Below are 12,604 nucleotides of genomic sequence, written 5' to 3' on the forward strand. Positions count from 1 at the left end.
TTCATTCGTGACGAATTCCCGGTCGAATGTCAAGCAATTCTGTTGCCAGAATGACGAAAGCGCACACTGTACCTGATAAAATTCGTTACGCAACTTTATTAGCATGCAAAAGCAAATCCCGCCAGCCAGCCCCTGTTCCTTATCCCCTCTGATAACAGGGAAAATTTGCCCCCGAAGCGACCCAGGCGTAGACTATTGTCACTGTTTAAGGAGTGGAATATGCAGAATACGACCCAACCCATTGACCGAGCTTCACTGCTTATCGAAGCAAACAAACTCATTCGCGACCATGAAGACACCCTGGCGGGGATTGAAGCGACTGGCGTGGAACAACGTAATGGCGTGCTGGTGTTCAGCGGTGAATACTTCCTTGATGAACAAGGATTACCCACCCCAAAAAGCACCGCCGTATTTAACATGTTTAAATACCTGGCGCATACCCTCTCAGAGAAGTACCACCTGGTCGATTAAAACGAAAACGCGAGGCATCTGCCTCGCGTTTTTCTTTACAGCAGCGGCTTTTGTCCGCGCTGCAACCAGCGTAGCAGCAGGCGATCCGCGCTTTCTGCCGCGCTATTGGTAAAACGGTCGAGCAGGCGCTTACGTCGGGTGAAGCGCACCCCCACCAGCTCACGGCCGTCCATCAGGTTGAGCAGGAGGTCGTCGCTGGTACCCACTTCATCCACCAGCCCTTTCTCCTGCGCCTGCGTGCCGTACCAGTGCTCGCCCGTAGCCACCTGCTCAATGTCCAGCGTTGGGCGCATGCGGTGCACGAAATCTTTGAACAGATGGTGGGTTTCGTTCAGATCTTCCCGGAATTTCTGCCGTCCCTCTTCGGTATTTTCGCCGAGCAGCGTCAGCGTACGTTTGTACTGGCCCGCCGTATGCAGTTCAATGTCGATCTCTTTGTTTTTCAGGAAACGATTGAAGTTAGGGATCTGCGCGACTACCCCAATCGAGCCGATAATGGAGAACGGTGCCGCGACGATTTTATCCGCCACGCACGCCATCATATAGCCGCCACTCGCCGCGACCTTATCTACCGCCACGGTGAGCGGGATCTGTTTATCCCGCAGACGTTGTAACTGCGAAGCCGCCAGTCCATACCCATGCACTACGCCACCCGGGCTTTCAAGGCGTACCACCACCTGATCCTGGGCTGTCGCCACGGCCAGCACCGCCGTCACTTCTTCACGCAGTGAGGAGACTTCATGCGCATCCATGCTACCTTTAAAATCGAGCACATAGACGCGCGGTTTTGCGTCAGCCTGTGGCGTGGCGAGTTTAGCTTTCGCCTTCGCAGCTTTGGCGTCCTGCTTATGTTTTTTCTTCTGGGCTTTTAGCCACAGCTTCTGTTGATGATCGTCAAGCAGCGCCAGAGACATCTCCTCCTGCATCTCTTTATACTGTTCGCTCAGGCGGGTAATGCGTAACTCACCACGCTGACGCTTACGCTGCGTCAGGTTAACAATCAGGACGGCAATCACCGCGACAGCTATAACCACCGTCGCGATTTTGGCCAAAAACAACCCATACTGAGAAAGTAATTCCACGCGTTCCACCTTGATTTAACCACGAATCTTTCACGCCAGTGTACAACAGCCCTGCGCAGGCGTCTCGCTCTGGACATTACCTCTGCGAGGCGGCTTCAGGAATCCCCCGTTTCTGGTTTAAATCTTTGCAAATTGTTAATTTCCCAGCGATCTGTCCTGTAGACTGATTGAATTCTGACGCTGTTTCGGGCATAAAGCCGAAAAGTCATAAATAAAGGTGCAAGTCACGCCCAATGCGCCTGAGGAGCCACCGTGCATTATCAGCCACAAAAAAACCTTCTACAGAACCGCATCATTCTGGTTACCGGTGCCAGCGACGGGATTGGTCGCGAAGCGGCGCTGACCTATTCTGAATACGGTGCGAGCCTTATTCTGCTGGGACGTAATGAAGAAAAGCTCAAGGCCGTCGCCCGTGAAATCGAAAACGCCGGCGGTACCCCCACGCCCTGGTATACGCTCGATCTGCTGACCTGTACGCCAGCGTCATGTCAGGCCCTTGCCCAGCGTATCAGCACGCATTATCCGCGTCTGGATGGCGTACTGCACAACGCGGGGTTACTGGGCGAAGTGCGCCCGATGGATGAACAGGATCCGGAGATTTGGCAGCAGGTGATGCAGGTTAACGTCAACGGGACGTTCTTCCTGACCCAGGCCTTGCTTCCTTTATTACTCAACTCCGATTCCGGCTCGCTGGTCTTTACCTCCTCCAGCGTGGGGCGTCAGGGGCGTGCGAACTGGGGGGCTTACGCCGTCTCAAAATTTGCCACCGAAGGAATGATGCAGGTGCTGGCCGAAGAGTACCAAAGCCGCCACCTGCGGGTTAACTGTATTAACCCGGGCGGTACACGCACCAAAATGCGTGCCAGCGCCTTCCCGACAGAAGATCCGCAAAAGCTTAAAACCCCGGCCGATATTATGCCTCTTTACCTGTGGCTGATGGGTGACGACAGCCGTCGTAAAACCGGAATGACCTTCGATGCCCAGCCAGGCCGCAAACCGGGGATATCGCAATGAGTGAAGATCGTCATCAGCAGCGCCAGCAGCGTCTGAAAGAACAGGTTGATGCACGCGTGGCAGCCGCTCAGGACGAGCGCGGGATCCTCATCGTGTTCACCGGCAACGGTAAAGGCAAAACCACCGCCGCATTTGGTACCGCCACCCGCGCAGTCGGACATGGGCAGAAAGTGGGCGTGATCCAGTTTATCAAGGGTGAATGGCCCAACGGCGAGCGTAATCTGCTCGAGCCGCATGGCGTTGAGTTTCAGGTGATGGCGACCGGTTTTACCTGGGATACCCAGAACCGGGAAACCGATACCGCAGCCTGCCTCGCCGTCTGGGAGCATGCCAAAAGAATGCTTTCAGACCCGTCGCTGAACATGGTGTTGCTGGATGAGATCACCTATATGGTGGCTTATGACTACCTGCCTCTGGAGGCCGTGCTGGCTGCCCTGAAAAACCGCCCAGCGCATCAGACGGTTATCGTCACGGGGCGCGGGTGTCATCGGGATATTCTGGAGCTGGCCGATACCGTCAGCGAGCTGCGTCCGGTTAAGCATGCGTTCGATGCGGGTATCAAAGCGCAAATGGGGATTGATTACTAAAGAAAAAAAGCCCGGTATATTCACCGGGCTTTTCGATTAACCGTTGTTATTACGGCTGCCAGAGCGGCGATTGCTGCTAACCTGGCTGTGACGCTTCACCGCACGGCGGATCTGATTCGCCTTCATGCGACGACGATCTTTCTCTACCGCCACTTTCGACGTGGTTTCTGGCGTCAGGCCAACCAGATCGCGCAGGTAGTTGGTTTGCGTCAGATCCAGTTCGGTATAGCCGCCACGTGGCAGGCCTTTCGGCAGCAGAATGTCGCCATAGCGAACGCGAATCAAACGGCTCACCTGGACACCGACCGCTTCCCACAGACGACGCACCTCGCGGTTACGTCCCTCTGTCAGGGTAACGTTGTACCACTGGTTAATGCCTTCACCACCGGTAAACTTGATGGTTTTGAACGCCGCTGGGCCGTCCTCCAGTTGAACGCCACGCGACAGGTCGCGCAGTTTGTTCTCATCAACCTGGCCGAAAACACGAACGGCGTATTCACGTTCCACTTCACGACTCGGGTGCATCAGACGGTTTGCCAGTTCACCATCGGTGGTGAACAGCAGCAGGCCGCAGGTGTTCACGTCCAGACGTCCTACGGCAATCCAGCGGGCGCCACGCAGTTTTGGCAGACGGTCAAACACCGTCGGGCGACCTTCCGGATCGTTGCGGGTACACAGTTCGCCTTCCGGCTTGTAGTAAGCCAGCACGCGGCAGATCTGTTCAGCAGACTCTTTCACGGAGATAAGATGGCCGTCAATGCGGATCTTCAGCCCCGGTACGATTTCAACGCGGTCACCGAGCGTGGCGATTTTACCGTCCACACTCACGCGGCCTGCTTCAATAATGGCTTCGATTTCACGGCGCGAACCGTGGCCGGCACGCGCCAGCACTTTCTGTAACTTCTCGCTCATTGAGCTTCCTCAGGTGTCGCCTTCACAGGCGTCGAATCAGGTCAAAAACAGGGCGGCGCCCTGCTTTGATGGCCGCGTAGTATATCTGCTTACACCCTTACAAGAAAGGCTTAACATCGCCCACGCCTTCACGAATGACTTCTGGCGCGTCTTCGGTGAGATCCACCACGGTGGTCGGCTGCTGGCCAAGATAGCCGCCATGGATAATCAGCTCCACCACCTTCTCCAGACGATCTTTGATCTCTTCCGGGTCGGACTCGGTAAACTCACTGCCCGGCAGCATCAGCGATGTGGAGAGCATCGGCTCGCCGAGGGTTTCCAGCAGCGCCTGGGCAATCGGGTTCGACGGCACGCGCATGCCGATGGTTTTACGTTTTTCCTGCAACAGACGACGCGGCACCTCTTTTGTCCCTTTCAGAATGAAGGTGTAGTTACCGGGCGTGTTGTTCTTAATCAGGCGAAAGGCCACGTTATCAACATAAGCGTAGATCGACAGTTCAGAGAGATCGCGACACATCAGGGTAAAGTTGTGGCCGTCCGGCAGCTGGCGGATGCGACAGATGCGCTCCATCGCCCCTTTGTCCTCAATTTTACAGCCCAGCGCGTAGCCAGAATCGGTTGGGTAGACAATAACGCCGCCTTTGCGGACGATCTCCACGGCCTGATTAATCAGACGTGGCTGGGGGTTATCCGGATGGATATAGAAAAACTGACTCATACTTCCCTCTCTTCAATTTGCTGTGGCTGTTCCCAGAGCTGCCAGACAGGCTCAACGCCCGCGGGTAACCAGAGCTTGCGCCCCAGTTCAATCCACGCGCAGGGCTGATGGAAATCTGAACCCTGTGAGCCAAGCAGGCCAAACTGACGGGCGTAGGTCGCGAGCTGCGAACGTTCATTGGGTGCCTGCTGACACTGGGCAACTTCCATCGCCTCACCGCCGCATTCGGCAAAGTGTGCCAGCAGTCTTTTCAGCCATTTAGCAGAAAGATTATACCGCCCCGGATGGGCCAGCACGGCCTTACCGCCAGAATGATGAATCACATCAATAGCTTGTTTTATTGTACACCACTGTGGGGGAACGTATCCGGTTTTCCCGCGCGCCAGATACTTTTTAAAGACATTCGCCATGGTCGTCGCCTTACCAGCGTCCACCAGAAAACGGGCGAAATGGCCGCGCGTCACCGCCCCACCGTTCGCCAGCTTTCGCGCGCCTTCCAGCGCACCGGGAATATGCGCTTTTTCCAGACGTTCGCCAATCATCTCCGCGCGTTGATTGCGGCGTGTTTTTTGTTCTTGCAAAAAAGCACGCATGGCCGGATGTTCTATATCGATGTTCAGGCCAACGATATGAATTTCGTGGTTTTCCCAGACCGTCGAGATCTCAACCCCGGCCACCAGATCCAGCGCCAGTCCGCTGCGGACAATCTCGGCGCGCGCGGCGGGAATGCCGTCAGTGGTATCGTGATCGGTTATTGCCAGCGTGCCGACACGCATTTCAACGGCGCGATGGACCAGAGCTTCGGGTGTCAGCAGGCCATCTGAAGCCTGCGTATGGCTGTGTAAATCATAAATTACGGCGTAGGTGGTATCGCTCAAAGCACTTCCCATAACAGGTTGGAGACATCCGAAGCCCCTATGATACCGACTAACCGTGAAATACTGAAATCAGGGGTTGACAACACGCCATCGAACTAGTTAACTAGTACGCAAGTTCACACGAGAAAGGTATCTGAAAATGACAGCACATTTCGCTCTGCACGGTTGGTGGCGTACTTCCTGATCTTCGGGCAGTGTCACGCGTCTGCGATAAGCAAACAGATACCCAGCCCGCTACCCAGCGGGCTTTTTTTTGAACAGAATATGAGAACAACAACATGCAAACAGCCAAACCCCACCTCGAACTGCTGACCTGCGAGGCGGCCTATCGCCATAACCCTACCGCGCTGTTTCATCAGGTGTGCGGTGCACGTCCTGCGACGCTGCTGCTGGAATCTGCTGATATCGACAGCAAGGACGATCTCAAAAGCCTGCTGCTGGTTGACAGCGCGCTGCGCATTACCGCAGCGGGTGATACTGTCACTATTAAGGCGTTATCTGAGAATGGCGCGTCGCTGCTGCCGCTGCTGGATGCGGCTCTGCCTTCAGGTATTGAAAATGAGCGTCATCCGGACCTGAGAATTCTGCATTTCCCACCGGTAAGCCAGCTGCTGGATGAGGATGCCCGCCTCTGCTCGCTCTCCGTTTTTGACGCCTTCCGTCTGCTGCAAAATTTGGTGGCCGTACCGGAAGATGAGCGCGAAGCAATGTTCTTTGGCGGGCTGTTTGCTTACGACCTGGTTGCTGGCTTTGAAGATTTACCCCAAACCGAGCAGGGTAACCGCTGCCCGGACTACTGCTTCTACCTGGCCGAAACCCTGCTGGTGATCGACCATCAGAGAAAATACACCCGCATCCAGGCCAGCCTGTACACGCCGTCTGCGTCTGAGAAAAATCGCCTCGCGCAGCGCATCGCCCAACTGCAACAGCAGATGTCGGAAGCACCGCCCGCACTCCCGGTGCAGCGTGTTGAAAAGATGACCTGCGAGGTGAGTCAGACCGACGATCAGTACGGCGCGGTGGTGCGTCAGATGCAAAAAGCGATTCGTGCCGGGGAGATATTCCAGGTGGTGCCGTCCCGTCGCTTCTCACTGCCCTGCCCGTCGCCGCTGGCGGCTTACGATGTGCTTAAAAAGAGCAACCCAAGCCCTTACATGTTCTTTATGCAGGACAATGATTTCACCCTGTTTGGCGCGTCGCCGGAAAGCTCCCTCAAGTACGACGCCACCAGCCGCCAGATTGAGATCTACCCGATAGCGGGAACCCGCCCACGCGGCCGTCGTGCCGATGGCTCCCTGGACCGCGATCTCGACAGCCGCATTGAACTGGAAATGCGTACCGACCATAAGGAGCTCTCCGAACACCTGATGCTGGTTGACCTGGCGCGTAACGATCTGGCACGCATTTGCACGCCTGGCAGCCGCTACGTGGCGGACCTGACCAAAGTCGACCGCTACTCCTTCGTCATGCACCTGGTCTCCCGCGTGGTGGGTGAGCTGCGCCACGACCTCGACGTCCTGCACGCCTACCGCGCCTGCATGAACATGGGCACGTTGAGCGGCGCGCCGAAAGTCCGCGCTATGCAGCTGATCGCCGAAGCGGAAGGACGCCGTCGCGGCAGCTACGGTGGTGCCGTGGGCTATTTCACCGCTCACGGTGACCTCGATACCTGCATCGTGATCCGCTCCGCCTACGTTGAGGACGGCATTGCCACCGTCCAGGCCGGGGCCGGAATTGTGCTGGATTCTGTTCCGCAGTCGGAAGCCGACGAAACCCGCAGTAAAGCGCGCGCGGTACTGCGCGCCATTGCTACCGCACACCATGCACAGGAGATTTTCTGATGGCTGACATTCTGCTGCTCGATAATATCGACTCCTTTACCTACAACCTGGCAGATCAGCTGCGTGCGAATGGTCACAACGTTGTTATCTATCGCAACCACGTTCCGGCCCAGACGCTGATTGACCGTCTGGCGACCATGCAAAACCCGGTGCTGATGCTCTCCCCGGGCCCAGGCGCACCGAGCGAAGCAGGCTGTATGCCTGAGCTGTTGACCCGTATGCGCGGCAAGCTGCCGATTATCGGCATCTGCCTTGGCCATCAGGCGATTGTCGAAGCCTACGGCGGTTACGTGGGTCAGGCGGGGGAGATCCTGCATGGCAAAGCGTCAAGTATTGAACATGACGGTCAGGCGATGTTTGCCGGGCTGCCGAACCCGCTTCCGGTAGCGCGTTACCACTCGCTGGTTGGCAGCAACATTCCGGCCGGGCTGACCATTAACGCCTCGTTTGAAGGGATGGTGATGGCGGTGCGTCATGATGCGGATCGCGTCTGCGGGATGCAGTTCCACCCGGAATCTATCCTGACGTCCAACGGCGCGCGCCTGCTGGAGCAAACGCTCGACTGGGCGCTGCAAAAGCTGGAGCAGACCAACACCCTGCAACCGATTCTGGAAAAACTGTATCAGGCTCAGACCCTGAGCCAGCAGGAGAGCCACCAGCTGTTCTCCGCCGTCGTGCGCGGCGAGCTGAAGCCTGAGCAGCTGGCCGCTGCGCTGGTGAGCATGAAAGTGCGCGGCGAAAGCCCGCAGGAGATCGCCGGTGCCGCAACCGCGCTGCTGGAAAATGCCGCCCCGTTCCCGCGCCCGGACTACCCGTTTGCCGATATTGTCGGGACCGGTGGCGACGGCAGTAACAGTATCAATATTTCCACCGCCAGCGCCTTTGTGGCCGCGGCATGCGGTCTGAAAGTGGCGAAACACGGCAACCGCAGCGTGTCCAGCCGTTCAGGATCGTCCGACCTGCTGGCAGCTTTCGGTATCAACCTGGACATGAACGCCGAGCGTTCCCGTGAAGCGCTGGATGACCTGGGCGTCTGTTTCCTGTTTGCGCCGAAGTATCACACCGGTTTCCGCCACGCGATGCCGGTTCGCCAGCAGCTTAAAACCCGCACGCTGTTTAACGTGCTCGGTCCACTCATTAACCCGGCGCATCCGCCGCTGGCGCTGATTGGCGTTTACAGCCCGGAGCTGGTCCTGCCGATTGCGGAGACGCTGCGCGTCCTCGGTTACCAACGCGCCGCCGTGGTACACAGCGGCGGGATGGATGAAGTTTCCCTGCATGCGCCCACGCTGGTGGCCGAACTGAATCACGGCGAAGTGCTGAACTATCAGCTTGAGGCCGCTGACTTCGGGTTGACCCCGTACCATCAGGACGCCCTGGCGGGCGGCACGCCGGAAGAAAACCGTGACATTCTCACGCGCTTATTACAAGGTAAAGGTGAGGCCGCCCATGAGGCCGCCGTGGCGGCCAACGTAGCCATGCTGATGCGTTTACATGGCGAGGAAGATCTAAAAGCCAACGCCCAAAAAGTTCTGGACGTACTGCGCTCCGGTGCAGCTTACGATCGCGTTACCGCACTTGCGGCAAGAGGGTAAATAATGCAGACCGTTTTAGCGAAAATCGTCGCCGATAAGGCCATCTGGGTGGAAGCCCGCAAGCAACAGCAGCCGCTCGCCAGTTTTCAGAATGACGTCGTTCCGAGCAGCCGTCGTTTTTATGATGCGCTCCAGGGCGCGCGTACCGCGTTTATTCTGGAGTGTAAAAAAGCGTCTCCGTCCAAAGGCGTGATCCGCGACGATTTCGACCCGGCGCGTATTGCCGGTATTTACAAGCATCATGCGTCTGCCATTTCTGTGCTGACGGATGAGAAATATTTCCAGGGCAGCTTCGATTTTCTGCCCGTAGTCAGCGGCATCGCGCCGCAGCCGATTCTGTGCAAAGACTTTATTATCGACCCGTATCAGATCTGGCTGGCGCGCTTTTACCAGGCCGATGCCTGCCTGCTGATGCTCTCCGTGCTGGATGACGAGCAGTATCGCCAGCTCTCCGCCGTCGCGCACAGCCTGAATATGGGCGTGCTGACCGAAGTGAGCAACGAAGAGGAGCTGGAGCGCGCCATCGCGCTGGAAGCCAAAGTGGTCGGCATTAACAACCGCGACCTGCGCGACCTGTCGATTGACCTCAACCGTACGCGCCAGCTTGCGCCGCGTCTGGGCGCAGGCGTCACGGTGATCAGCGAATCCGGGATAAACAGCTACGCTCAGGTGCGCGAACTCAGCCACTTTGCCAACGGTTTCCTGATCGGCTCCGCGATGATGGAACACGACGATCTTAATGCGGCCGTGCGCCGCGTGCTGTTGGGTGAGAACAAAGTCTGCGGCCTGACCCGTGAACAGGATGCGCAGGCCGCATATGAAGCGGGCGCAATCTATGGTGGTCTGATCTTTGTTGAGTCCTCTCCTCGCGCCGTTAATGAGGAACAGGCGCGCAAGGTGATGACGGCTGCGCCACTGAACTACGTGGGCGTGTTCCGCGATGCGGATATTAACGACGTTGCGGCTAAAGCGGACGCGTTATACCTGAGCGCGGTTCAGCTGCATGGCGATGAAGATCAGGCATACATTGATGCTCTGCGACATGCTCTGGCGCCTCAGGTTCAGATCTGGAAAGCGCAAAGCGTTGGCGCCACCCTGCCCGCGCGTAACCTGAAGCATGTTGATAAATACGTGCTCGACAACGGCCAGGGCGGCACGGGGCAGCGTTTCGACTGGTCACTGCTGCGTGGCGAAGTGCTGGACAATGTCCTGCTGGCGGGGGGATTAAGCCCCGATAACTGTGTGGAAGCGGCCAAAACCGGCTGCGCCGGCCTCGATTTCAATTCAGGCGTAGAGTCCCAACCGGGCATTAAAGACGCCAGCAAGCTGGCATCGGTATTTAAAACTCTGCGTGCATATTAAGGAAGAGAAGATGACGACATTACTTAACCCGTATTTTGGTGAGTTCGGTGGGATGTATGTCCCACAAATCCTGATGCCCGCGCTGCGCCAGCTGGAAGAAGCGTTCGTGAGCGCACAGAAAGATCCGGCGTTTCAGGCGGAGTTTACTGACCTGCTGAAAAACTACGCCGGTCGTCCGACGGCGCTGACAAAGTGCCGCAACCTGACCGAAGGCACTAAAACTACGCTGTATCTTAAGCGTGAAGATTTGCTGCACGGTGGCGCGCATAAAACTAACCAGGTGCTGGGCCAGGCGCTGCTCGCGAAGCGGATGGGTAAAACCGAAATCATCGCCGAAACCGGCGCGGGGCAGCACGGTGTGGCCTCAGCGCTCGCCAGCGCCCTGCTCGGCCTGAAATGCCGCATTTACATGGGGGCGAAGGACGTTGAGCGCCAGTCGCCAAACGTGTTCCGTATGCGTCTGATGGGGGCGGAAGTGATCCCGGTGCACAGCGGTTCTGCCACGCTGAAAGATGCCTGTAATGAAGCGCTGCGCGACTGGTCTGGCAGCTACGAAACCGCCCACTACATGCTCGGTACCGCCGCGGGCCCGCACCCGTTCCCGACCATCGTGCGTGAATTCCAGCGCATGATCGGCGAAGAGACTAAAGCGCAGATCCTCGAAAAAGAGGGTCGCCTGCCGGATGCGGTGATCGCCTGCGTTGGCGGCGGATCTAACGCCATCGGCATGTTTGCCGATTTTATCGACGAAACCAGCGTTGGGCTGATTGGCGTTGAGCCTGCCGGCCACGGCATTGAAACGGGCGAGCATGGTGCGCCGCTGAAGCATGGCCGCGTGGGGATCTACTTCGGCATGAAGGCCCCGATGATGCAGACCGATGAAGGGCAGATTGAGGAGTCTTACTCGATCTCTGCCGGGCTGGATTTCCCGTCCGTAGGGCCGCAGCACGCGTTCCTGAACAGCACCGGCCGCGCGGATTATGTCTCCATCACCGATGACGAAGCGCTGGAGGCCTTCAAAACGCTGTGCCGCAATGAAGGGATCATCCCGGCGCTGGAGTCTTCCCACGCGCTGGCGCACGCGCTGAAAATGATGAAGGAAAACCCGGAAAAAGAGCAGCTGCTGGTGGTAAACCTTTCCGGTCGCGGTGACAAAGATATCTTCACCGTTCACGATATTCTGAAAGCACGAGGGGAAATCTGATGGAACGCTACGACAACGCATTTGCACAACTGAAAGCCCGCCAGGAAGGCGCGTTCGTTCCCTTCGTGACGCTGGGCGACCCCGGCCCGGAGCAGTCGCTGAAGATTATCGACACCCTGATTGATGCCGGTGCCGACGCGCTGGAGCTCGGTATTCCGTTCTCCGATCCGCTGGCGGATGGCCCGACCATTCAGAACGCAACGCTACGCGCGTTTGCCGCGGGCGTGACGCCGAGCCAGTGCTTTGAAATGCTGGCGGCGATCCGTCAGAAGCACCCGACCATTCCGATCGGCCTGCTGATGTACGCCAACCTGGTGTTCAGCCGCGGTATTGATGCGTTTTACGCAGAGTGCGCCCGCGTGGGCGTTGACTCCGTGCTGGTGGCTGACGTGCCCGTTGAAGAGTCTGCGCCATTCCGTCAGGCGGCAATGCGCCACAACGTCGCGCCGATTTTCATCTGTCCACCGAATGCCGATGACGATCTGTTGCGCCAGATTGCCTCTTACGGACGAGGTTACACCTACCTGCTCTCCCGTGCGGGCGTCACCGGTGCGGAAAACAAAGCCGCGCTGCCGCTGCATCATCTGGTGGAGAAGCTTGCAGAATACCATGCTGCACCGCCGCTTCAGGGCTTTGGCATTTCCTCACCGGATCAGGTTACTGCGGCGATTGACGCGAAAGCCGCCGGGGCCATTTCGGGTTCGGCTATCGTGAAAATTATCGAGAAGAACGTGGATAAGCCACAGCAGATGCTGGCTGAATTACACGCATTCGTCACATCCATGAAAGCGGCCACGCGCAAGGCGTAACCGTTAACACCGTCTGGCCCCGGCGTCAGGCGGTTTTCCCTCCTCTCTTCCTGAAAGAAGCAGGTCAAAATTGATCCTGTCGATATTTTCGGTGTGAATGACTTTCCAAACTTTCGCGTAAGCGTATGATC

13 protein-coding genes and 1 other annotated feature are annotated in these 12,604 nt (G+C 57.4%); of the genes, 9 read left to right on the forward strand and 4 right to left on the reverse strand.

Annotated elements, in window-relative coordinates:
• The first annotated feature begins 219 nt into the window (after window positions 1-219).
• Window positions 220-471, forward strand: a complete 252-nt coding sequence (locus O1724_RS12870) for a YciN family protein (RefSeq protein ID WP_003856804.1) — start codon at window positions 220-222, stop codon at window positions 469-471.
• Between the two features lie 35 nt (window positions 472-506).
• Here the strand turns inward: O1724_RS12870 and sohB are convergent, their stop codons facing one another.
• Window positions 507-1,553, reverse strand: a complete 1,047-nt coding sequence (gene sohB, locus O1724_RS12875; protein WP_022651351.1) for a protease SohB — start codon at window positions 1,551-1,553, stop codon at window positions 507-509.
• Between the two features lie 252 nt (window positions 1,554-1,805).
• On the opposite strand from sohB, the gene O1724_RS12880 reads away from it, so the two are divergent.
• Both O1724_RS12880 and cobO read left to right on the forward strand, forming a co-directional pair.
• Window positions 1,806-2,567, forward strand: coding sequence for a YciK family oxidoreductase (locus tag O1724_RS12880; protein ID WP_017384219.1), 762 nt, complete (start codon window positions 1,806-1,808; stop codon window positions 2,565-2,567).
• The gene (gene cobO / locus O1724_RS12885; RefSeq protein WP_023314251.1) at window positions 2,564-3,154 is read left to right on the forward strand and encodes a cob(I)yrinic acid a,c-diamide adenosyltransferase; all 591 of its coding nucleotides are present in this window, start codon (window positions 2,564-2,566) and stop codon (window positions 3,152-3,154) included. Before O1724_RS12880 ends, cobO begins: the two co-directional genes overlap by 4 nt.
• A 36-nt stretch (window positions 3,155-3,190) precedes the next feature.
• Here the strand turns inward: cobO and rluB are convergent, their stop codons facing one another.
• The 3 genes from rluB to rnm all read right to left on the reverse strand — a co-directional run bounded on the left by rluB (window position 3,191) and on the right by rnm (window position 5,674).
• On the reverse strand, window positions 3,191-4,066 hold the full coding sequence (gene rluB / locus O1724_RS12890) for a 23S rRNA pseudouridine(2605) synthase RluB (RefSeq protein WP_003856794.1): 876 nt from the start codon (window positions 4,064-4,066) through the stop codon (window positions 3,191-3,193).
• Window positions 4,067-4,163: 97 nt separating this feature from the next.
• Entirely contained in the window at window positions 4,164-4,784 is a 621-nt protein-coding gene (locus O1724_RS12895; RefSeq protein ID WP_126297050.1) for an L-threonylcarbamoyladenylate synthase, read from the reverse strand.
• Window positions 4,781-5,674 carry an RNase RNM gene (gene rnm, locus O1724_RS12900; protein WP_022651354.1) on the reverse strand — a complete coding sequence of 298 codons (894 nt, stop codon included), beginning with the start codon at window positions 5,672-5,674 and terminating at the stop codon, window positions 4,781-4,783. Before rnm ends, O1724_RS12895 begins: the two co-directional genes overlap by 4 nt.
• Before the next feature lie 127 nt (window positions 5,675-5,801).
• Between rnm and trpL the strand changes: the two genes are divergently transcribed.
• From trpL to trpA, 6 genes are all read left to right on the forward strand, one after another.
• Window positions 5,802-5,846, forward strand: a complete 45-nt coding sequence (trpL, locus tag O1724_RS12905) for a trp operon leader peptide (RefSeq protein WP_071524153.1) — start codon at window positions 5,802-5,804, stop codon at window positions 5,844-5,846.
• Window positions 5,823-5,917, forward strand: a sequence feature (Trp leader region). It overlaps the preceding gene by 24 nt.
• 23 nt (window positions 5,918-5,940) lie before the next feature.
• Window positions 5,941-7,503 (forward strand): anthranilate synthase component 1, encoded by a 1,563-nt coding sequence (locus O1724_RS12910; protein WP_045346340.1) that lies wholly within the window; start codon window positions 5,941-5,943, stop codon window positions 7,501-7,503.
• A complete protein-coding gene (gene trpD / locus O1724_RS12915) occupies window positions 7,503-9,098 on the forward strand; it encodes a bifunctional anthranilate synthase glutamate amidotransferase component TrpG/anthranilate phosphoribosyltransferase TrpD (RefSeq protein ID WP_032609354.1) in 1,596 nt (531 codons plus the stop codon). The genes O1724_RS12910 and trpD overlap by 1 nt, the downstream gene beginning before the upstream one ends.
• A 3-nt stretch (window positions 9,099-9,101) precedes the next feature.
• Entirely contained in the window at window positions 9,102-10,460 is a 1,359-nt protein-coding gene (trpCF, locus tag O1724_RS12920; protein ID WP_126297049.1) for a bifunctional indole-3-glycerol-phosphate synthase TrpC/phosphoribosylanthranilate isomerase TrpF, read from the forward strand.
• A 10-nt stretch (window positions 10,461-10,470) separates the two neighbouring features.
• On the forward strand, window positions 10,471-11,664 hold the full coding sequence (gene trpB / locus O1724_RS12925; protein WP_003856780.1) for a tryptophan synthase subunit beta: 1,194 nt from the start codon (window positions 10,471-10,473) through the stop codon (window positions 11,662-11,664).
• Window positions 11,664-12,473, forward strand: a complete 810-nt coding sequence (gene trpA, locus O1724_RS12930) for a tryptophan synthase subunit alpha (protein ID WP_032609356.1) — start codon at window positions 11,664-11,666, stop codon at window positions 12,471-12,473. The genes trpB and trpA overlap by 1 nt, the downstream gene beginning before the upstream one ends.
• The last annotated feature ends 131 nt before the right edge of the window (window positions 12,474-12,604 follow it).

Source organism: Enterobacter cloacae complex sp. HYC074_NIDB (assembly GCF_056673345.1).